Origin of the sequence: Cyanobacterium stanieri LEGE 03274, assembly GCF_015207825.1 — a bacterium.
GTDB classification, from domain to species: Bacteria; Cyanobacteriota; Cyanobacteriia; order Cyanobacteriales; family Cyanobacteriaceae; genus Cyanobacterium; species Cyanobacterium stanieri_B.
The window spans coordinates 80,586-102,567 of record NZ_JADEWC010000005.1; the positions used below are offsets into that span (position 1 = coordinate 80,586).

Here is a 21,982-nt window from a genome sequence, read left to right on the forward strand (position 1 = left end):
TTGAATTACTCTTGTTTGTCAAAATTTAACTATTTGACTTTGTGCGATAGGAGAAAAAGATTAGTTTGTGATCTTTACGCTTTGAGCTAAAAATATAGTTTTCCCCCCTGAACTTTAATAATTTGAGCTTGATTTAATAAATTAGTTTCAAAATAATTTAAGTGTGTTGTTGTTATTATAGTTTGAAAACGATCGCCCAGGGAATCTAATAATTGTCTTTGTCGGTTTAAATCTAATTCCGCCATGACATCGTCTAAAAGCAACAAGGGTGGTTCACCAACTATTTGTTCTATTAATTGTAATTCGGCTAACTTAAGGGCTAAAACCAAAGTTCTTTGCTGTCCTTGAGATCCATAATTTCTAGCTATATCACTATTTATTATAAACTCTATTTCATCTCGATGAGGTCCTACTAGGGTATTTCCTAAGTTAATTTCAGCGGTTTTTTTTTGTTCTATTTCCGCTTTTATAGCGTTTTGTACACTTTCAGGACTATCATTTTCACTATAAATATTGGGGGCATATCTAATAATTAATTTTTCGGTTTTATTACTAATTTGATTATGCCAAAATTTGGCTAAAGGTTCTATTTTATTTAAAACTCTTGCCCTTCTTCTGCTAATTCTTGATCCTGCTTCGGCTAGTTTTTTATCCCACAATTCTAGCTCGATCGCCCTTAAATCTTGTTGTAAATGTTCGGCGGTGTTAATACCCATTTTTTTAATTTGTTTGAGTAGGGCATTTCTTTGTTTTAAAATATGATAATAATTTTTAATTAATTGATAATAAATAGGCTCTAGTTGAATTAATAAATTATCAACCCAATTTCTTCTATATTCTGGAGCTCCCCGAACTAAGTCTATATCGAGACTGGAAAAAAGTACGGTATTTATCAAACCTAAGAAATCAAAATTTCGCTTAACTTTTTCTTGATTTATTTTTAGTTCTTTTTTACCTTTAGTGGGAATAGTAATACTTAAATCATAATCTGCATACTTAGTTTGAACTGTTGCTTTTATTTGCCCAAAAAAACGATCTTTATAAACTAATTCTAGGTCTTTGGTACTGCGATGACTTTTAAGGGTTGAAAGGAGTTCAACGGATTCAAGAATATTAGATTTTCCTTGAGCATTATCCCCCAATAAAATAATTTTGTTATTAGTAAATTTTATTTCTTCTTGAATATAATTTCTAAAATGTTGAAGATTTAACTGCTCTAAAAACATGAAAAATAAAAGATTTTATCTAATAAAAAATAGGGTGCGCCCAAACAATATTTAAGGTCTAATAAAAAAGTAGGTGAATTAAGGCAAACAAAGGAGAAGAATAAAACATCTTCTTAATATCAAGTCCACTTGATCACTTACCAATTAGTAATATCAATCAGTTCAATTTATTGAACGAACCACCGTTAGCCGTGTAATGAATTACACGGTGGGGTTACGAAGATACAATCTATTGATAACGAATTATCCAAACTCGATATAAATACCAATTCTAGGGCGCACCCTAGAAATTTTCTTTAGTGCAAAGATAAATTATGTTAAGCCACTAATTGTTTTTCATCGCCCACAACATCATCAGGAGAACGATAATTATTTAAATATTCTTGTAATTGAGCATTAATATCATTTTTGACGATTTCTCGATACTCCAAAAAATGTTCATTGTGGGCGCACAGAGTTAAATAGTGTTCCCAAACACCGGGGTTATTTTTGATAACACTAAAGAGATGATGCCAAAATTTCCAGCGAGTATCCCTTTTAATACCTTGTCGCCATAATACAATACCCAGGGCTTTTAAATCTACCCAAGTGGGTAATTTTGCTGGGGGATGGGCTTTAGGTGCTCCTAATTTGAGGAAACAACGATAGGTTCGATCTAAGTAGGCATGGGGATCATAAAGTCGCCAAAAAGCATCTACATATTCATTGGCGATGTCTTCTACGGGGCGAGTGGGTACAAAATTCATCAGGGTAGTTTGGTTGATGTTACCATATTTCCCTGTATTCAAACGACCTTCTTTTTCTAAACGGTGCCATAATGCAGTATTGGGGAGAGCTTGTAACATGGCAAAGGTGGTGGTAGGAATTCCTACTTGTTCTGCAAATCTTACGATGCGATCGCCCGCACCCTTTTCCTCGCCATCAAAACCGATAATAAAACCAGCCATGGGGCGTAATCCCGTACGGATAATTTTATCCACCGCCTCAGCTAGAGAACTACGGGTATTTTGAAACTTCTTGGTCATGGCCAAACTTTCCTCGTCAGGGGTTTCAATGCCCAAAAATACCGCATCAAAATAACAATCTACCATCAATTCCATCAACTCAGGATCATCGGCTAAATCCACGGAAGCCTCGGTATTAAAACGGAAAGGATATTGATGCTCCTGTTGCCATTCCTTGAGGGCTTTTAATAACAATTTCACATTACGCTTATTACCGATAAAATTATCATCCACCATAAACACACTACGACGCCAACCCAACTCATAGAGATAATCTAACTCTTGTAACAACTGTTCAGGGGTTTTTGTCCGTGGTTTACGACCATATAAAACAATAATGTCACAAAATTCGCATTGGAAAGGGCAACCCCTCGAAAATTGTACCGACATGGAATCATAGGCATCTAATTCCAATAAATCAAAACGGGGAATAGGAGTAACGGTAACATCGGGTTTTTCTGTGGTGCGGAAAACACCTGCAGTGTCTCCCCTCTCGATGGCCTCGACAAACATGGGCAAAGTGATTTCCCCTTCATCCAAAACAAAAAAGTCTGCCCCTGCTTCTTCTAATTCATGGGGTACAGAGGTAGGATAAGGGCCACCCACAGCTACTAATTTATTTCTTTTTTTCGCTTCCTTAATTTGCTCGATTAGGTCATCTTTTTGGACGATCATGGCTGACATAATCACCACATCAGCCCATGCCCATTCTTCTTCCGTAACCGCTCTAATATTGCGATCTACCAGCTTAAATTCCCATTCTTGGGGTAAGATACCCGCTACGGTAATTAAGCCCAAAGGAGGCAATAATACCTTACGGTTAACTAATTCGAGGATTTTTTCATAGGACCAAAAGGTTGGCGGAAAAATGGGATAAATTAAAAGAGCTTTCATTATGGGGTTAGATATTATTAAAATGTTTGTTATTGATCTCAAATCTAACCCATATTCCCCGAATTAGGTATTGAGATTATTCTACATTTACCCCTAAAGCCTTTTCAAAGGTATGACGATCAAGGGTTTCATTTTCAATTAATAAATCAACTAAAGAATCAATGACGGGTCGATATTCGTTAATAATGGTCTTGGCGTTTTCGTGACACTGATTAATAATGGCTCTAATTTGTAAATCAATTTTTTGGGCTATGTCCTGAGAATATTCCGTACGACTCATGGAATCATTGCCTAGGAAAACGGGTTGTTCGTCTCCTTCAAGGGCGATCGGGCCTAAATCTGACATACCGAATTTAGTGACAATTTGACGGGCTAAACTGGTGACACGCTCAATATCATTACTCGCTCCCGTGGTTACTTCATCTTCTCCAAAAATCATTTCTTCGGCGGCTCTACCCCCTAATAATCCTGTAATACGGGCAAATAATTGATTTCGGGATATTAAGCCCTGTTCTTCATCGGGGGTAAACCAAGTTAAGCCTCTGGCTTGTCCACGGGGAATGAGGGTAATTTTTTCTACGGGATCATGACCTGGGGTAAGGGTGGCAACCACGGCATGACCTACTTCATGGTAGGCGATGAGTCGTTTACTTTTACTATCTACTAGGGGAGTGCCTTCCATCCCTGCAATTACCCTGTCTATGGCTTGATCAATTTCTGCCATGGTGATGGCGTCTTTACGTTTACGGGCGGTTAGGATGGCTGCTTCGTTGAGTAGATTGGCAAGATCTGCACCAGAAAATCCGGGGGTGCGCTGGGCGATCGCCTTTAAATCCACTTGAGTATCAATTTTTTTATTAGCCCCATGGACATCTAAAATACCCAAACGTCCTTCTAAATCGGGATAATCAACAATTACCTGACGATCAAAACGCCCTGGGCGTAACAAAGCACTATCAAGGACATCGGGGCGGTTGGTGGCCGCAATTACAATAATTCCTGAATTGCCCTCAAAACCGTCCATTTCCGTCAACAATTGATTAAGGGTTTGTTCCCGCTCATCGTTACCCCCACCAATGCCACTGCCTCGCTGTCTGCCCACCGCATCAATTTCATCGATAAACACTAAACAAGGTGCATTTTCCTTGGCTTTACGGAATAAATCTCTAACCCTCGAAGCTCCAACCCCTACAAACATTTCCACAAATTCTGAGCCTGAAATACTAAAAAAAGGTACTTCGGCTTCCCCTGCGATCGCCTTTGCCAACAAGGTTTTACCTGTACCGGGGGGGCCTACTAATAATAAACCCCGAGGAATTCTTGCCCCAATCGCTGTAAATTTATCGGGGGTTTTCAGGAAGGTTACTACTTCTTGTAATTCTTCCTTGGCTTCTTCTACCCCAGCCACGTCCCTAAATTCCACTCCTGTTTGGGATTCCATTTGAAATTTTGCCTTAGATTTTCCAAAGTTCATTGCCCCTGCGGCCGAATTAGCTGATTTACGAATTAAGATGAATAAACCAATGATCAAAAATAACAACAATGCTAACTGTACACTGCTAATCACCGCCGAAGCCGAAGCCCCTGAAGACTGGACAGAAAAATCTATTTCTTTATCTCGGATAAGACTAATTAATTCTCGATTATCGTTGAATAAATAAACAATTTCAGGGTTATTTTCTTCTCCTCCCACTAAAAATACTCTTGCTACATTGGTTTCTGGATCTATTTGAATTCTTTCTACTTCCCCCGTATCAATTTTGCTCAATAATTGACTATAGCTAAATTGTTGGTTTTCTTCTCTGTTTTGAGCAACGGCAACCCCAGTGCCTGTGATCAGGGTTTGTCCCCACAAAAGACTACTAATGATTAGGGTAAGGATTTGATTTCTTTTACGGGAGTTATTATTTAGCATTTCGATTTCTTTGACTAAGGCTTAATTCGTTTATTAGATCGTTATTTCTATTATAGGCAAGGGTTGGTTTTATATTGCCAAGGGGTTAGGGAGATAGGGTTTATTTTGATTGGGGATTTTCAGGGTTAATCGCTTAATGATTTGAGGGCGGTAAGGGCAGCCCAACGGCTATCAGCGATGGTTGCTGAGTCATCTATGGTGGGTGGTTCACAGTCTTCATTATGGCACAATTGCCTTAGGGGTAAGGCTAGGGATAGTTGTTCATAAACCCACTCTTGTACTTCAAAATAACCGTCGGGGGGTAAACTTTCGCATAAGTCGTCCCCTGAGATTTCTCTTTCTAGGGGTAAATTATTGGGATCTTCAAATTGATCGCTGAGCCAGATAATTTCTGATGTATCGACTTCTAAACGATGATTAAAGGTTTTTAAGCAGCGATCGCACTTTAGAGTCAAAATAGTATCAGCGGTTAATTCTATTTCTAAAAATCCCCCTCGATGATAGACTGCTAAACTACCTTTGATGGGAGTTAGGGTTTTAAAACCTTTTATATTTTCTTTAAAGGTAAATTTATCCATTTGCTGAGGCATTTTTAGCAATTGGGGAATGTATATTCTTTCCATCCTTTTAACCGTCATTGATTCATCAATCATTAATTTAGCAGATTTGGGTTAATTCTTTAGACATCTTCAAAAATAGACCATAACCCCTTGTTAAGTGTATAATATACAAAAAATTACACATTATGTTTTTTGTTATGAGAACAAACATTGATCTCGATGATAAATTAGTAGAGGAAGCGTTTAGCTTGACCAGTGTTAGAACTAAAAAAGAGTTAGTAAATCTAGCGTTACAGGAATTGATTAAGAATAAAAAAAAGTTAAATTTACTAGATCTGAGCGGAAAAATTGATTTTGCAGAGGACTATAACTATAAAGAATTTAGATAAAAAATGTATTTAATTGATACTTCTATTTTGATCAATATTTTTAGAGATAAAAGTAATCTATTAAGAACCAAGTTAGAAGGTCATATTAAAGATGAGGCAATTTTCTTAACCAACTTTACACAGATGGAATTGTTACAGGGAGCTAAGAATGAAAAAGAATGGCAACTTTTAAAGTTATATTTGAGTCACCAAGATTATATTTTAGCAACTCCTGATAATTTTATAAATTCAGCTCGTATCTTTTACGAATTAAGGAGAAAAGGATTTACTGTAAGAAGTGTTATTGATTGCTGTATTGCCCAATTAGCTTTAAATTATGACCTAGTTTTAATCCATAATGATCGGGATTTTGAAACCATTAAAAATGTCCGCCCTTTAAAAACCTTTATTTTTGAATAGAAAAAAACGGGCAAAAGCCCGTCTTCATCTAAATTAACGTAATTTAACAATTAATCGTCGTTCGGGTTCGTTACCCTGGCTTTCGGTGGTTAAATCTTCGGAAGATTCAAGGATACTGTGAATTTGCCGTCTTTCTACGGAGGATAAATATTTAATTTCCTCTGGTGTGCCTGTTTCTCTAACTTTAGCGGCCGCACTTTGGGCGATCGCCATTAATTCCGCTTGACGACGAATGCGATAACCATTCAACTCCACGGTAAAAAAGCAAGGGGAATTATCACCCAAGCCGATATTTAACAAAGAATTAGCTAAATATTGAATGGCATCGATGGTGTCACCTTTCTTACCGATTAAAGCATTAATCTGATTTTGATCTAAATTAGTCTCATCAATGGTTAACCAACAGGAAATGCCTTGTTGTCCATTTTCTTCCACCCTACCCGTTTGTACATCCGCAGGAATGTTCATTAATTTGAGTAGAGTTTCTAACCACTGTTTGCCCCGTTGGACTTGTTCATCCATAATCTATATGTAATCTAATTTAACCTGAAGTTTTTTCTTTCTTTTTACTTTTTTTCTCAAATGGAATTGCTTCCCTGCCTTTGTTTGCTTTGATTTGATCATCAAGAATTTTTTGGATATTCTCGGGCAAAGGTTCGCGCATTAAAATCAAAGTTTGGATGGTTTGAAAAACGTTAGCCAAGACAATGTACATTAACACCCCGGCAGGAAGGGGGAAAAATAAAAACATTCCTGAAAAGATAACAGGGGTGATTTTGTTAATGCTTTTTTGTTGATCATTACCTGTGTTGGGTTGGGCTGCCCCTGATAATTCTTGGTTAAGGTAAATACTAACTCCAAAAAAGATAATCATACCTAGAATATCCCAATGGATTTTACCATTTTCCCCAGTCACCCCAATGCGTCCTAAGGCTTCAATGAATAAAAAGCCCTTGTCAGCAGCGATACCGGGTAAAGTTACCTGAATGGTGGCATCTCCTGTGGCGAGGGCGGTAATGTTTCCATTTTCGTCTATGGAAATTCTTTCTTGTCCTTTAGTTATTTCCCAACGGGGTAATATGTCTTCATCGTTAGGATATTGAGCAATTAATTCTTGGAGGGATTTACCTTCGGGGGTTTGAAATTCAATTTTTTCTGTTTCACCCACTACCAGTTTATTACCCGTAGGAAGAATAGCGGCAATTTTGTTATGTACTCCATCACTGACAAAAACGTTTTGAGTTTTGGTGCTGTAGGGTTGAGGTACGATGCGTTCTACTTGTTCTTGAGGAAAAACTTGCACATCAACATTATAATTTATGTTGGCAAATGGTGATCCTCTGAGGGTTGCAAACAGGGCAAAAAGGATAGGCATTTGCAATAGAAGGGGTAAACATCCTGCGAGGGGATTACCAAATTCTTGCATAATTTTCCCCATTTCTTCTTGTTGTTTTTGGGGATTGTCTTTATATTTTTTTCTAATTTCGTCTTGTTTTTGCTTCATCAGGGGTTGGGTGATGCGCATTTTTCTCATGTTGCGGATTTGCCCGGCACTGAGGGGATATACAGCGAAACGCACCACAAGGGTGAGGGCAATAATTCCAAAACCATAGCTTGGCACAATTCCATAGAAAAAATCTAGGATTGGCAACATGATGTTTGTTGATATAAAACCTATACCAAAATCCATTTTTATTTTATTTCCTTACTATATGCTAATAATTTACAGTGTGCGGTGGATAATTGACAATGGACAATTGACAATGGACAATGATTAAAGAATGTTTAATTATCTTTATGGTTATTGTGATTGAGTAAATACTTGAATGTCAATTGCTCATTCTTAATTATTTAAGGTGCGATCGCCTCTACGGATCTACCAGTTTTATCGGCGGCTTTCTGAGCGATATAATCAGAAACATCTCTGAAATTGGGCATAGCTCTTAATTCTAAACGACTTCTATCTTTAAGAGTCACGACAATATCACCCCAAAAACCTAAACCCCTAGGGATTTTTGCCACTTTGATCACTTCAGAATAAATAATATCGGTGCGATCGCGCCCTTGCCATCCCCCAGTTACAGAGATTCGACGATCAGTAATACGATAACGCAACCAAATAGCTCGAGCAATAGCCCCCACTGTCAAAGGTAAACAAATTACGGTAAAAGCAAGTAACACATTAAAGATCAAATCTCCAATATGAGGACCACCTTCATAATAAACTTCTTCTTTAATTCCCATAAATAATATCTGTTTTAATTAGTAACTCTTTTAATTCTCTCAAAAAATGCTCATAATTGCATTCCCTGGCATCAGATTTAACGGTAATCACGATTAGCCAGTTATAGGAAACATCGGGAAGTAAAGACCTGAAGGCAGATTTTATCTGTCTTTTAATACGGTTACGCACAACGGCTTTTTTACTAACTTTACGACTAATAGAAATTCCCAGCTTTGTAGAAACGGGACATACTAAAGAGTCTGAAACAATGGGCAAGGCTCTAATAATTAGATGACGACTATAGCGGCGAATACCCTGCTGGTAAACAGTTTGAAAATCCGACCGCTTTGTAAGTCGATGTCGTGACGGTAATCCCACTTGAATTTAGAGGATAAATGGATTGGACGAATGAAAAAAAAATCAATTATTTTCTTATACAGCTAATCTTTGTCTGCCTTTACGACGACGAGCCTGAATCACTTTGCGTCCATCTTTGGTTCTCATACGGGCGCGAAAACCTGAAGTTCTTTTTTGTTTACGTCTAGTTCCGTTTAAAGTATGCTTACTCAATTTTTCCTCCTGATAATCCTTAGTAAAAAAAACAGCATCTTACATTATAAGGCACAATGTTATTTCCCGTCCATAGACGATTGACTGAGATTAATTTACAAAACTTTACGGAATAGGCAAAAATATTGTAAACTACCACAAGAAAATAAATTACTAAAGGAAGGAGAAAACAATAGCAATGCAGTCGTCCGCATCTGTATTGAGAACAACAATACCAAAAGAATATTTAAAAGCTCCCGATGGCCTTAATCCTAATGTCATCATGTTCATCAGCGCAATATTATTAATTACTCTCTCCACTTGTGGTTATTTTTTATGGGGATTACCTGGTTGGGTTTGTTTTTGTGCCAACGTTTTAGCGTTGCATCTCTCAGGCACGGTAATTCATGATGCTTCCCACAATAGTGGACACCGCAATCGTATTATAAATGCAATTTTGGGTCATGGCAGCGCTTTGATGTTGGGCTTTGCTTTTCCTGTGTTTACAAGGGTACATTTACAACACCATGCTAATGTTAATGATCCTGAGAATGATCCTGATCATTTTGTTTCCACAGGGGGACCTTTGTGGATGATTGCCGCTAGGTTTTTCTACCATGAGATATTTTTCTTCAAACGCAGATTATGGCGTAAATATGAGCTTCTGGAGTGGTTTTTAAGTCGTTTATTTTTATTTACTATTGTTTTCCTCGGAATTCACTATGGTTTTATTGGCTATGTGATGAATTTTTGGTTTGTACCTGCTTTGGTGGTAGGTATTGCATTGGGGTTATTTTTTGATTATTTACCTCATCGCCCTTTTAAGGAAACCAATCGATGGAAAAATGCAAGGGTGTATCCTGGCAAGATATTAAATATTTTGATTTTAGGGCAGAATTATCATTTAATTCATCATCTTTGGCCTTCTATTCCTTGGTATAAATATCAATCTGCTTATTATGCGGCGAAACCTATTTTAGATGCAAAAGGTTGTGATCAATCTTTGGATTTGATGAATGGGAAGAATTTTGGCAGTTTCCTTTATGATATTTTCCTTGGTATTCGTTTTCACGGGAAACACTAAATAATTGACAATGAACAATGGACAATGGACAATTAAGAGATCTTCAATCTCAGTTTTTTATCTGAAATTAACAAAAATCTCAATAATAAAAATTGACCATTTATCAAACTCTTAGATGATAGTAAATTTTGCTATTTCTCGCTTTTAAGTAATCTCCGTTGATGACTATAGTTAAAAGTATGGTTGGTTTTTGGTTTACAGGTTGTAAGTATTAAATTGATAAGGGCTAAGGGAGATGGGGAGTGATCATTTATCTAGTAAAGGATAATTGTTCATTGTCAATTATCTCCCGTGTTAACCTTAGAAGGTTATCTCAAACTCAAGTTATTTATTTAACTAAAAACTTTGGTTTTACGGAGTCTGAGGGCGTTTGTGACTACAGAAACTGAACTAAATGCCATGGCAGCCCCTGCGATGATGGGGTTTAAAAGTAGTCCGAAGAAGGGATAAAATACCCCTGCGGCTACGGGAATCCCAATCACGTTATAGATGTAGGCAAAAAAGAGATTTTGTTTGATGTTATTCATAGTTGCTCGACTAAGGGCGATCGCCTTTACAATGGTTTTTAGATCTCCTGAGATTAAAGTTATATCGCTAGAGGCGATCGCCACATCTGTTCCCGTACCAATGGCAAAGCCTACATCTGCTTGAGCTAGGGCAGGAGCATCATTGATGCCATCCCCCACCATCGCCACCAGATGCCCTGTATTTTGCTGTATTTCCCGAATTTTGTCAGTTTTTTCCTCAGGACGCACTTGGGCAAAGAAACGACGAATACCCACCTCTGAGGCAATGTTTTCTGCGGTGCGTTGATTGTCCCCCGTCAACATAATCACCTCCAAACCCTGCCTTTGTAGTTGTTGCACCGCCTCCCGAGAACTTTCTTTCAGGGCATCAGAGAGCGCCATTAACCCTTCAATTTCTTGATCAACCACTATCCAAGCATTGGTTTTCGTAAATACTTCCTCAGGGATAATATTTTCTAACTTCACGGTATCAATGCCCAACTTCTCAAACCATTTTTGCGTACCCACTTGCACAAAATGACCATCAATAAAACCTTGCACTCCGCATCCTGACACCGCTTCAAAATCAGTCACCCCATCATCAAGACTAATTTCTTGTTTTTTGGCATATGCGACGATGGCTTCTGCCAAAGGATGTTCCGAATTTTTTTCGAGGGTTGCCACCAAACGCAATATATTTTGTTCAAAAGCACTACCCTTGAGGGTGATAAAATCGGTGACAACGGGCTTTCCTTCGGTTAAAGTACCTGTTTTATCAAGGACAATGGTTTTGATACGGTGGGCTAACTCCAAACTACCTGCATCCTTAATCAAGATACCCTGTTTTGCTCCCAATCCTGTGCCAACCATGATAGATGTGGGAGTGGCTAAACCAAGGGCGCAGGGACAAGCGATAATTAATACAGTAACCGAGGCGATGAGGGCAAAGGTGAAGTTACCTCCTATCAACCACCATGCTAGAAAGGTAACCATGGCAATGACAATCACCACTGGCACAAACCATGAGGTAATTTGATCAGCTAATTTTTGGATGGGTGCTTTACTGCCTTGGGCTTGTTTTACCAGTTCGACAATTTGAGCTAAAACGGTGTCTTTGCCCACCCTTGTAGCTTGGAATTGAAAACTACCTGTTTTGTTGATGGTGGCGCCGATGACTTCTTGCCCTACGTTACGGCGTACGGGTTCGGATTCCCCTGTCACCATGCTTTCATCGATGGAGGATTCTCCTTGGGTGATGATGCCATCTACGGGGATTTTTTCTCCCGGACGTACGAGGATAATATCGTTTAGTTGTACGTCCTCGATGGGAATGTCTTGCTCTTTTCCGTCTTTGATTACCCGAGCGGTTTTTGCTCCCAGTTGCAATAGTTGGGTAATGGCTTCGGATGTTTGTCTTTTGGCTCGATGTTCGAGCAGTCTGCCGAGTAATAATAGGGTGATAATGACGGCGGCGGTTTCGTAGTAAACCATGGCATGGATTCCTTCTCTTTCGATTATTTCTGGAAAGAAGGTGATGAAGAGGGAATAAAAATAGGCGGCACCTGTACCAAGGGATACAAGGGTGTCCATGGTGGCGCTACCGTGGCGGATAGAGGCGATCGCCCCTTGCCAAAAGGATTGTCCACACAGGAATAACACGGGAGTGGCTAAAACTAACTGTAATAAGGGGCTTTGAAACCACATGGGGATAAATGGTATTTCTAACCCTGTCATCATGGGTAAGGATGAAATCATCAGCAAAACGCTGAGAATTATCCCGATAATTAATCTATTTAATAGTATCTTTTCGTGACGTTTATGGGCGATCGCCTCTTGTTCTGGATTTATGCCTTCGGGGGGCAAGGCAAACGCTTGATAACCTGCATCTTGCACCGCTTTGATAATATTTTTCACGGTGGTTTGTTGAGGGTTATATTTAACCGTCGCTTCCGCAATGGCAAAATTTACCATACATTCCTCTACCCCTACCACCTTATTAATAGAATTTTCAATTTTCCCAGCACAGGCGGCGCACCCCATGCCCTCTAATTTCAGAGTTTCTTTTTCCTGTGTATTCCTAACCATTATTTATGCTCATTTTTGCTCACTAATATCAGCATAAAGTCTCTAGTTAACTGTAAGGTTTAGTTTTTTTTACAAAACTTAATTTTTAGAAAGTAGCGATACCCCCCCATTAGCTAATTAAGAAAACTCAGACTTCCATGGCTAGTGCTATACAATGAAAAATATAGATTAGAAATAATAGGAGTAAACGAGTTTTGAATCGTCAAACAACCAATATATCTTCACTAATAGCAGCTATAGTAACCGCTTTTATTGTATTTATTGGACTTAATTCTTTCGTCATCATTAACCCTGGGCAAACAGGAGTTTTAAGCATCCTTGGTAAAGCCCAAGATCAACCATTGTTAGAGGGTATCCACTTTAAACCTCCCGTTATCTCAGCGGTGGATGTTTATGATGTCACGGTACAAAAATTTGAAGTACCTGCCCAAAGTTCTACCAAAGATTTACAAGATTTATCGGCTAGTTTTGCCATTAACTTCCGTCTTGATCCTGTTAAAGTAGTGGAAATTAGAAGAACTCAGGGAACTCTACAAAATATTGTAGCTAAAATTATTGCTCCTCAAACCCAAGAATCTTTTAAAATTGCGGCGGCTAAGCGCACCGTGGAAGAAGCAATCACCAAGCGAAGTGAGTTAAAGGAGGATTTTGATAATGCCCTTAATTCTCGTCTGGATAAATACGGTATCATTGTTTTGGATACCAGTGTAGTTGATCTTGCTTTTTCTCCCGAGTTTGCTAAGGCGGTGGAAGATAAACAAATCGCTGAACAACGTTCTCAAAGGGCTGTTTATATTGCCAAAGAAGCCGAACAAGAAGCCCAAGCCGACATCAACCGTGCTAAAGGTAGAGCCGAAGCTCAAAGGTTATTAGCTGAAACCCTTAAGGCACAAGGAGGCGACCTAGTGTTACAAAAAGAGGCGATCGAAGCATGGCGCAACGGTGGTTCTCAGATGCCTAAAGTATTGGTTATGGGTGGAGACTCTAAAAATAGTGTTCCTTTCTTATTCAATCTCAATGATGTAGCTAATTAATCTTAATATATAGATCAAAAAAGGTGGGTATTGCCCCACCCTACAGATTACTTGGCATATTTAATAATTAATTCTTCTTCTAAATCAAATAATTTTAGAGCATATTTAATTTTTTCAAATTTACTATTACTATCTAAATTTCCCTCTATATAAAAATTATTGCTAATAGGTACACTTTGCCTTAAACTATTTTTGTTTTTTTCATCTTTTAAAATAATTTTTTGCCCTAAATCGGAATTAAAAAATATTTCTGAATTTTGCTCAAATAATTTTTTAAATACTTCTGCATATAGTTTAGCTACTTCTTTAATTTGTAATTTCTCATCACAAAAAATTGCATACTCAAGTTTTTTACCCTTTGGCTCATCGGCATCAAAAATATTAACTTCCTCTGTTTCTTTATCGTTAATATCAATATCAGGATAACACCAGATTTTTAAAAAGTTTTTAGCCAAATCATTAAAACGTTTCTGAATCTCACTTTTATCCCATTTATCAAGATCCTCTAAATACTTATTAAGGTTTAAATTGCTGTGTTTATATCCATAGTCTTTTAAGTCTCTTTTTTCAAGAAAAGACTTATTTTTTAACTGAGCATTTACCCCAGATAAGGTTAAATTTGCTAATGTATGTAAATAATTATTTTTAATATCATCAAATTCCTCTTTACCTAAATCTTTTAACCATTGTGGATCTGGATTTTGAGGAAAAATATGTTCTATAGTAATTTTATTATCTAATATTACGGGTTCAAAGTTTTGGTAATATTCTAATTTTTCTAATAAATAAGTCCTATTTTTAGATTTTATATTATAAACATCTTTAAATTTGAGAGCGTCTAAAACCTCTTTGTTGTTGGGAAATCTTTGACTTCCTTTTTTTTGTAATAGGGCTTTTTGTAGAGAAAATAAATAATTATTTGTATCTATTTTTTCATACAAATTCATAAAAATTTTATTTAAGCTATTGGTACTTAAGCCGATGATAAATCTTCTCCACACAAAAGATTGAACCACAAGAAGAATCTGAATAAAAGTATGTTTGTCTATTATTGTTTCTTCAAAATCAAAATAAACCTGCATTAGAAAAGGATAAGCTACATTTATTTCAAGGCGATTTATATACTCTAAGTCTTTTCTGATGTCTGTATCTTTTTCATTTTTAGGGTTGATTAATTTATTATAGTATTTAGCAAACCTTTTGATGGTTTTTAAAACTTCTTCTAAATTAACTTTATCTGGATATTTATTTTTAAATTCCTCATAAACTTTTGACTTATTGGAAATATTTTTATGGATTAAGGTTAAATAATCTCGAATAAAATCAGATACTTTACTAATATTTTTTACCTCATCCCTAGCTAAGTTTTCAATAATTAGCCAATAATCCTGATAAACTCTTTGTTGCTCATCAAGGTTTAAATCCATTAAAATATAATTTCTAATTAAATCAGCTTGAGACAAATCTAATCCTGTAGAATTGAGGCTTTCAAAGATTCTTTGAGGATCATCTTTTCCCCTTTCCAAAGATATTTCTACAAATATTAGTTTCTCTAAACCTTTTAAAACTACTTTATAATTATCTTCAATAATATTTTTTTCAAAGTAGTTAAAGTTGTCAATTATTTTAGAATAACTTGTAATTTCTTCTGTGCGATCGCCCCGAATCAAATATTTTAAAGCTCCGTCATTATCTGAAGTTAATTTTAACTTTACTTTTTGTTCATCTTGTTTAACATATTGATTAACAATGTAAGTATTAAGAATCTCATTTGCAGTTTCTTCAATACCTAACTTTTTCGCTAAATGATAAATAGCTAAATAAACTAAAGTAATAGTCGTTAAACGTTGTTGCCCATCAATTATAGTTAACTCTCTGACAGTAGCAACAGTATGTAAATCATCATGAATAAAAACAATTCCCCCAATAAAATGGGTATTAATATTATCATTATTTCCTATGTCTAGGATGTCATTTAAAAGTTGCTCACATTGAGGAATAGACCAATCATAATTTCGTTGATAAACGGGGATAACAAACTGAGTTTTATACTGCTCTAAAAATTGAATTATTTTTGTTTCGTTTGCTTTCATTCCTACAACGTTTATACTTGCTTAATATCAAATCTAAATTATAGTATGCACCGCGGGGGTTCAATATCATATGTTCAACCCCCATCCTCTTTCAGGAAATATTGACGTTATCTATCTTCAGGCACTAACTCACTATTAAACTCATTGAAAGTTTTTCTTTTTAGTTGCACAGATTCCGAGCGAGGTAAAAGATTAAATAAATCTCTTAAAACATCGTCCACTTCTTCAAACTCGATGATACCTTTGCCGTTATAAATCTCTTTTTTATTCTGGTCTAAAATTACTGTCTGAGGGATAACACCTTCGTAGTAGTACCCCACCTCATCGGGGCTATAACTTTTTTTCATGGGAATAGTATCGACATTGACAGGGATGATACTTGCCGCCCGTCCATAGAATTCTTGAAAACGAGAAACAATAAAAGCAAATTCCTTGGAGTCGCTATTGTCATCCAAATAATAAACCAAGATGGCTGGTAATTGCCGTTCAAAAGATTGTTTGAGAGTAAGACGGGGGGGTACTAATGAGCCATTTCCAGCATATACCACAAAAATATTACCATCGTAGCGATCGCTATCTATCTCTGCCATACTACTTAAAGGATAACTAGCCCATAAACAAAGACAGGACAAAAAAATTAAAATAACTCTTTTTAACATCAGAATAATCAAAAAATTAATAACTATATTTTTTTCAACAAACAATTATCTTATCACTCTCGCTCTATTTAGGGATTTTTGAAAAAGTGTTTGAGATAGGCAATGGGGGAATTGTTAACATTGTGACATTGCCATAATTAGTTATTAGTTACTCTGCTTTGGCAAAAACTAACTCCTCATCCTCATACTTAACCAAAACCGTATCCCCTTCAGAGAAAGTAAGATCAAGAATTTTAGTAGCAAGGGGATTTTCCAATTCCTTTTGAATTGCCCGTTTGAGAGGACGAGCTCCATAATTAGGATCATAACCCACATTAACAATATAGTCCTGAGCCTCTGGGGTTAATTCAATTTTAATTTGTTGCTCACCCAAAAGACTTTGTAAACGGGCTAATTGTAAAGTAACAATATGGCGTAACTCCTCTTTCTTGAGACTGTGGAAGATAATTAAATCATCGATACGGTTCAAAAATTCGGGGCGAAAATGTTTACGCAAGGAGGTTAAAACTTTACTGCGCATTTGCTCATAATTGCCATCGTTTTCTCCTAAATTCAAAATATACTCACTACCGATATTAGAAGTCATCACGATAATAGTGTTACGAAAATCCACCAATCGCCCTTGACTGTCGGTAATTCTGCCATCATCTAACACTTGCAAGAGAATGTTAAATACATCACGGTGAGCTTTTTCTACCTCATCCAGTAGCACCACAGAATAAGGGCGACGGCGAATGGCCTCGGAAAGTTGTCCTCCTTCTTCATAGCCGACATACCCTGGGGGCGCTCCTAACAACCGAGATACGGAATGTTTTTCCATGTATTCCGACATATCAATTCTGACCATGGCATCTTCCGAATCAAAGAGAAAGGCAGCCAGCGCCCTTGCTAATTCAGTTTTTCCGACCCCTGTGGGTCCCATAAACAGGAATGAACCGATGGGACGACTAGGATCTTTCATTCCAGCTCTTGCCCTTCTGATGGCCGCAGAAACGATCGCCACGGCTTCCCCTTGCCCAATAACTCGTTCATGGAGATGGGATTCTAATTCAAGTAACTTTTGACGCTCGGTTTCTAAAAGGCGATTCATGGGAATTCCCGTCCAATTAGCAACGATTTCGGCAATATCTGATTCAGAAACTTGTTCTCTTAGTAATCCAGTTCCTTCTGACTGAATTTCCAGTAGTTTTGCTTCCTTTGCTTCTAAATTGCGCTGCACACTTTCTAATTTACCGTACTTAATTTGAGCCGCTTTTTCATGGTCATAGGCTCTTTCTGCCTTGTCCAATTCTAGGCGTTTCTGTTCTTCTTCGGTTTTTAAGGCTTTGATTTCGTCTAATAATTCCTTTTCTTCCAGCCATTGAGAAGATAATTCTTTTTGTTTGTCTTGTAACTCATTAATTTCTGTTTGAATACGCTCTAGTCTTTCGTTTGATCCTCGACCAACTACCAACATTCCAGAGCGTTGACTTTCTCCTTCTAAAGACAGTTTCTCCATTTGTAACTGCATTATGCGTCTATCTAAAGCCTCTAATTCCAAAGGTTTGGAGGTAATTTCCATTTTCAACCTTGCGGCGGCTTCATCCACCAAATCGATGGCTTTGTCGGGCAAAAAACGATCCGTGATATATCTGTGGGAAAGGGTAGCCGCAGCAACAAGTGCTGAATCAGTAATTTTAACCCCGTGATGGACTTCATAACGCTCTTTTAAACCCCGTAGGATGGAAATAGTATCTTCTACGGTGGGTTGTTTGATATATACCTGTTGAAAACGACGCTCTAGGGCGGGATCTTTTTCTATATGCTTACGATATTCATCTAGGGTGGTGGCACCGATACACCTTAATTCGCCCCTTGCCAACATGGGTTTAAGAAGGTTTCCTGCGTCCATGGCACCCCCTTCCCGTGAACCAGCACCGACGACGGTATGCACTTCATCGATAAAAAGAATGATTTGCCCATCGGATTCGATTACTTCTTTTAATACCGATCGCAACCTCTCCTCAAATTGTCCTCTATATTTTGCCCCTGCAATGAGACTTCCCATATCAAGGGAAATCAGTTGACGATTTTTTAAAGATTCTGGTACATCTCCATTGACAATTCTTTGGGCTAAACCCTCGGCGATCGCCGTTTTACCCACCCCAGGCTCACCGATCAACACAGGATTATTTTTCGTACGACGGGATAACACCTGAATTACTCGCCTAATTTCATCATCCCTACCAATGACGGGGTCAAGTTTTCCTGCTTTGGCTTGTTCGGTCAAATCCCTACCATATTTTTCTAGGGGAGCGCCTTCTTTTTCTTCTCCTTCCTGATTTTCTTGCTCTTGGGTAGTTTCTTCTGCCTGTTCGATGCTGGTTTTAAAAGATTTTATTTGTAACTGAAAATCTTGGGCATCGAGATTAAAAGTGCGTAGGGTGCGCTTGCCGATGCGTTCATCTTCTGAAAAAGCTGTTAAGATGTGGGATACGCCGATAATGTCATCCTGCCAACTATCACGACAAGCCTCGGCTCTATCTAAGAGTAAATCTAAGCCCCGTCCTAGATACAGTTGATTGACACTGAACATTTTTGGCTGACGAGTGGCAAAGGTGCGTAATTGTTTTTCTAGGGTAGGTAAATCTATTTTAGCTTGGGTGAATATTTGCCCTGCGATGCTATTTTCTTCTAATAACGCCAAAATAAGGTGTTCTACTTCTAGGTTTTGATTTTTGAAGTTACGACATACTTCTTGAGATCGCACGATGGCATCCCAAGCACTCTCAGTAAATTTATTCGGATCAGTTGGCTGCATTATCTATCAGTTATGGGTGACTTGATATTAATTATTAACTTTTTTTAACCAAATGTCACCTTATGGGGCAATAGTCTGCCCAATTTTTTGGGGAAATTTATTCTTCTAGGTTCAGGTTTTTAATACTGTTTTTCAACTCTTTCCATAAAACCCTAATTTGTTGATAGGCTTGATTGGAGGATATTTTACCGTTGGTTTCGAGGTTACAGATATAACTTACTTTTTGGGCAAATTCTTGTAAGTTAGCGTTAAAAACTAAGTTTTCTGGGGTAAATTCTCCATGGTAGGGACTACGAGGATAGAGCATATCATTTTTATCAGCTTTGTTGTTATCCACGATTTTTAGTTAGTTTTTTATAATATAAGCTATCAACAGTTTAGCTTAAAAAACTAATTTTATGGATGGTCGTTGAACTTAATTTTAAATATTAGATAAATTACCACTTTTAAGATTTGGTATTCTAGTTTTTTTGATTATTTCTGTTAATATTAAAAATCTATTCTGCCCCTGAACCGCTATAGGGAATACCGTAATCAAAGACATTTACATGGGAAGATGAACTACCCGTGTTGCTATTTTCAGAGGATGGTAAATCATATTCATAAATATCCTCATTTACACTATTTATGTCTGATTGTTCCCTAAATTCTACCATGGTAGAATAAATGAGTCTGTCTCTAATTTTAATTTGTTCACTCCTTGGCAATTGATGAAAATTAGGGGGTAACTCATCATAAAACATTTGCCGTCTTTCGGCAGTATTGGTGGGACGTTTTATGTTATTTCTTTTTTCATTTTCTATGATGCTAAAAATATCGGTGGGTATTTCGTCCTCTGGAGAATTGTTGGCGGCGTAGGAGGTTTGTTGTTGATTGGCTAGGGAGTTTTGTTTAATATTCTCGATGGGATAGCAACCACTAACGAATATGGTGGCAACAACAATAGGATAAACAACAGCCTTGGTCATGACTTTAGAATGTGTTCTGCATTTTTATATTAACAATTAAATGTTGACAAGGAATGACAAAAATCGAACAATGTAATTAATATTTACTATGCTGTTTTATGACTTCATCTCCCGCTGATTTTTTCCATGTTTCTGTTTTCGCTCAAGAGTTGGTGGAGGCCATTAATCCTAAGCCCCATGGTCATTATCTTGATGCTACTTTAGGGGGGGGAGGACATACGGAAATTTTATTGGGTTATGATGATACTATTACAATGACGGTGATTGATCTGGATGAAAATGCGATCGCCTCTGTCCGTGATAGATTACCGACTTCTTATTTAGAAAGAATCACTTTTTTTCATGGTAATTTTGCCGATTTTCAAGGGCAAAAAAATCAATTTGATGGCGTTATGGCTGATTTGGGGGTTAGTTCTCCTCAATTTGATCATCCCGAGCGGGGTTTTAGTTTCCGCCATGAAGGGGCTTTAGATATGAGGATGAATCAAAACCAGTCTTTGACGGCACAAAAAATAGTTAACCATTGGCAAGAAAAGGAAATTGCTGATTTAATTTATCAGTATGGGGAGGAAAGGTTATCCCGTCGCATTGCTCGAAAAATTGTCGAAAAACGCCCTTTTACCACTACCACTCAGTTAGCCAGTGCGATCGCCCTTTGTTACCCCCCCAAGGCTCGTTATGGTAGAATACACCCCGCCACGAGAACTTTTCAAGCCTTACGCATTGCGGTTAATCAAGAATTAGATTCCCTCACCACTTTTTTGGGCAACGCCCCCAGATGGCTTAAACCAGAAGGCAGAATCGCTATTATTAGTTTTCATAGTCTCGAAGATAGAATCGTTAAATATCAATTTCGGGATAACGATGCCCTCAAAATTATTACCAAAAAGCCCCTCACCCCCAGTAAACAAGAGCAAGAGGTTAATGGGCGATCGCGCTCTGCTAAACTAAGGATTGCCGAAAAACAATGATCGGGCTTTAAAAAAAAAGACAATCATTAGTAATTGCCCTATTTATCTTTTGTTTGAATCAATTCCACCTTATAACCCGTAGGATCTTCCACAAAAGCAATTACTGTAGTACCATGTTTCATAGGTCCTGGTTCTCTGATTACCTTACCCCCAAGGGATTTAATTTTGTCGCAGGTAGTATAAATATCATCTACCCCAAGGGCAATATGTCCATAACCATCCCCAATATCATAACTATCTTTACCCCAATTGTAGGTTAATTCAATGACGGAATTATCGGCCTCATCCCCATAGCCCACAAAAGCAAGGGTAAATTCTCCTCCAGGATAGTCTTTTTGTCTTAACAACTTCATTCCTAAAACATCGCAATAGAATTTGATGGATTCTTCTAAATTACCTACCCTTAACATGGTGTGTAAAAGACGCATAAATATAACTCCTGAATAACTCACTAGGATTATTGTGCCATGAAATCCCCGTTAATAAATATCCTCTCCCATGGGGTGATTCCCCCCAGAAATACAAAAGACTTAAACCATTGCCCATCCATCACCCCTACCCCCTATCTCCCTATTAACGATTGACAAGAAACGATCAAGGGTTAACAATGGATGGATGACTT

At 37.5% G+C, this 21,982-nt stretch carries 21 protein-coding genes; 5 read left to right on the forward strand and 16 right to left on the reverse strand.

Annotated elements, in window-relative coordinates:
- Window positions 1–86: 86 nt before the first annotated feature.
- The 4 genes from recF to IQ215_RS03735 all read right to left on the reverse strand — a co-directional run bounded on the left by recF (window position 87) and on the right by IQ215_RS03735 (window position 5,662).
- Entirely contained in the window at window positions 87–1,226 is a 1,140-nt protein-coding gene (gene recF / locus IQ215_RS03720) for a DNA replication/repair protein RecF (RefSeq protein WP_193799977.1), read from the reverse strand.
- A gap of 317 nt (window positions 1,227–1,543) precedes the next feature.
- The gene (locus IQ215_RS03725; RefSeq protein WP_193799978.1) at window positions 1,544–3,124 is read right to left on the reverse strand and encodes a B12-binding domain-containing radical SAM protein; all 1,581 of its coding nucleotides are present in this window, start codon (window positions 3,122–3,124) and stop codon (window positions 1,544–1,546) included.
- Window positions 3,125–3,200: 76 nt separating this feature from the next.
- Window positions 3,201–5,039 carry an ATP-dependent zinc metalloprotease FtsH gene (gene ftsH, locus IQ215_RS03730; RefSeq protein ID WP_193799979.1) on the reverse strand — a complete coding sequence of 613 codons (1,839 nt, stop codon included), beginning with the start codon at window positions 5,037–5,039 and terminating at the stop codon, window positions 3,201–3,203.
- A 125-nt stretch (window positions 5,040–5,164) separates the two neighbouring features.
- Window positions 5,165–5,662 (reverse strand): YceD family protein, encoded by a 498-nt coding sequence (locus tag IQ215_RS03735; RefSeq protein WP_193799980.1) that lies wholly within the window; start codon window positions 5,660–5,662, stop codon window positions 5,165–5,167.
- A 134-nt stretch (window positions 5,663–5,796) separates the two neighbouring features.
- Between IQ215_RS03735 and IQ215_RS03740 the strand changes: the two genes are divergently transcribed.
- Together IQ215_RS03740 and vapC are read left to right on the forward strand one after the other, a co-directional pair.
- Complete coding sequence (locus IQ215_RS03740) at window positions 5,797–5,988, forward strand: type II toxin-antitoxin system VapB family antitoxin (RefSeq protein ID WP_193799981.1); 192 nt, start codon at window positions 5,797–5,799, stop codon at window positions 5,986–5,988.
- Between the two features lie 3 nt (window positions 5,989–5,991).
- Window positions 5,992–6,387, forward strand: a complete 396-nt coding sequence (gene vapC, locus IQ215_RS03745) for a type II toxin-antitoxin system VapC family toxin (protein WP_193799982.1) — start codon at window positions 5,992–5,994, stop codon at window positions 6,385–6,387.
- Window positions 6,388–6,420: 33 nt separating this feature from the next.
- Here vapC and IQ215_RS03750 read toward each other — a convergent pair whose 3' ends face one another.
- The 5 genes from IQ215_RS03750 to rpmH all read right to left on the reverse strand — a co-directional run bounded on the left by IQ215_RS03750 (window position 6,421) and on the right by rpmH (window position 9,181).
- The gene (locus IQ215_RS03750) at window positions 6,421–6,909 is read right to left on the reverse strand and encodes a protein jag (RefSeq protein WP_193799983.1); all 489 of its coding nucleotides are present in this window, start codon (window positions 6,907–6,909) and stop codon (window positions 6,421–6,423) included.
- 19 nt (window positions 6,910–6,928) lie between these two features.
- A complete protein-coding gene (yidC, locus tag IQ215_RS03755; protein WP_193799984.1) occupies window positions 6,929–8,077 on the reverse strand; it encodes a membrane protein insertase YidC in 1,149 nt (382 codons plus the stop codon).
- 161 nt (window positions 8,078–8,238) lie between these two features.
- Window positions 8,239–8,631 carry a PH domain-containing protein gene (locus IQ215_RS03760; RefSeq protein WP_193799985.1) on the reverse strand — a complete coding sequence of 131 codons (393 nt, stop codon included), beginning with the start codon at window positions 8,629–8,631 and terminating at the stop codon, window positions 8,239–8,241.
- Entirely contained in the window at window positions 8,621–8,989 is a 369-nt protein-coding gene (rnpA, locus tag IQ215_RS03765) for a ribonuclease P protein component (RefSeq protein ID WP_193799986.1), read from the reverse strand. The genes IQ215_RS03760 and rnpA overlap by 11 nt, the downstream gene beginning before the upstream one ends.
- Before the next feature lie 54 nt (window positions 8,990–9,043).
- Window positions 9,044–9,181 (reverse strand): 50S ribosomal protein L34, encoded by a 138-nt coding sequence (gene rpmH / locus IQ215_RS03770; protein WP_015222019.1) that lies wholly within the window; start codon window positions 9,179–9,181, stop codon window positions 9,044–9,046.
- A gap of 178 nt (window positions 9,182–9,359) precedes the next feature.
- Between rpmH and crtR the strand changes: the two genes are divergently transcribed.
- Window positions 9,360–10,244: a beta-carotene hydroxylase gene (crtR, locus tag IQ215_RS03775; RefSeq protein ID WP_193799987.1), complete on the forward strand. Its 885-nt coding sequence runs from the start codon at window positions 9,360–9,362 to the stop codon at window positions 10,242–10,244.
- A 332-nt stretch (window positions 10,245–10,576) separates the two neighbouring features.
- Here crtR and IQ215_RS03780 read toward each other — a convergent pair whose 3' ends face one another.
- Window positions 10,577–12,835, reverse strand: coding sequence for a heavy metal translocating P-type ATPase (locus tag IQ215_RS03780; protein WP_193799988.1), 2,259 nt, complete (start codon window positions 12,833–12,835; stop codon window positions 10,577–10,579).
- Between the two features lie 194 nt (window positions 12,836–13,029).
- Here IQ215_RS03780 and IQ215_RS03785 point away from each other — a divergent pair, with 194 nt between their 5' ends.
- Window positions 13,030–13,869, forward strand: a complete 840-nt coding sequence (locus IQ215_RS03785; protein WP_193799989.1) for a prohibitin family protein — start codon at window positions 13,030–13,032, stop codon at window positions 13,867–13,869.
- A gap of 47 nt (window positions 13,870–13,916) precedes the next feature.
- On the opposite strand, the gene IQ215_RS03790 is transcribed toward IQ215_RS03785, so the two are convergent.
- The 5 genes from IQ215_RS03790 to IQ215_RS03810 form a co-directional block, all read right to left on the reverse strand.
- Complete coding sequence (locus tag IQ215_RS03790) at window positions 13,917–15,962, reverse strand: DUF262 domain-containing protein (RefSeq protein WP_193799990.1); 2,046 nt, start codon at window positions 15,960–15,962, stop codon at window positions 13,917–13,919.
- A 107-nt stretch (window positions 15,963–16,069) separates the two neighbouring features.
- Window positions 16,070–16,621, reverse strand: coding sequence for a thylakoid membrane photosystem I accumulation factor (locus IQ215_RS03795; protein WP_193799991.1), 552 nt, complete (start codon window positions 16,619–16,621; stop codon window positions 16,070–16,072).
- 148 nt (window positions 16,622–16,769) lie between these two features.
- Window positions 16,770–19,421 (reverse strand): ATP-dependent chaperone ClpB, encoded by a 2,652-nt coding sequence (gene clpB / locus IQ215_RS03800; protein WP_193799992.1) that lies wholly within the window; start codon window positions 19,419–19,421, stop codon window positions 16,770–16,772.
- Window positions 19,422–19,518: 97 nt separating this feature from the next.
- Window positions 19,519–19,728 (reverse strand): DUF7219 family protein, encoded by a 210-nt coding sequence (locus IQ215_RS03805; RefSeq protein ID WP_193800038.1) that lies wholly within the window; start codon window positions 19,726–19,728, stop codon window positions 19,519–19,521.
- Window positions 19,729–19,918: 190 nt separating this feature from the next.
- On the reverse strand, window positions 19,919–20,389 hold the full coding sequence (locus tag IQ215_RS03810; protein WP_193799993.1) for a hypothetical protein: 471 nt from the start codon (window positions 20,387–20,389) through the stop codon (window positions 19,919–19,921).
- A 98-nt stretch (window positions 20,390–20,487) separates the two neighbouring features.
- Between IQ215_RS03810 and rsmH the strand changes: the two genes are divergently transcribed.
- Complete coding sequence (gene rsmH, locus IQ215_RS03815; RefSeq protein WP_193799994.1) at window positions 20,488–21,360, forward strand: 16S rRNA (cytosine(1402)-N(4))-methyltransferase RsmH; 873 nt, start codon at window positions 20,488–20,490, stop codon at window positions 21,358–21,360.
- Window positions 21,361–21,398: 38 nt separating this feature from the next.
- Here rsmH and gloA read toward each other — a convergent pair whose 3' ends face one another.
- A complete protein-coding gene (gene gloA, locus IQ215_RS03820) occupies window positions 21,399–21,788 on the reverse strand; it encodes a lactoylglutathione lyase (protein WP_193799995.1) in 390 nt (129 codons plus the stop codon).
- Window positions 21,789–21,982 lie beyond the last annotated feature (194 nt).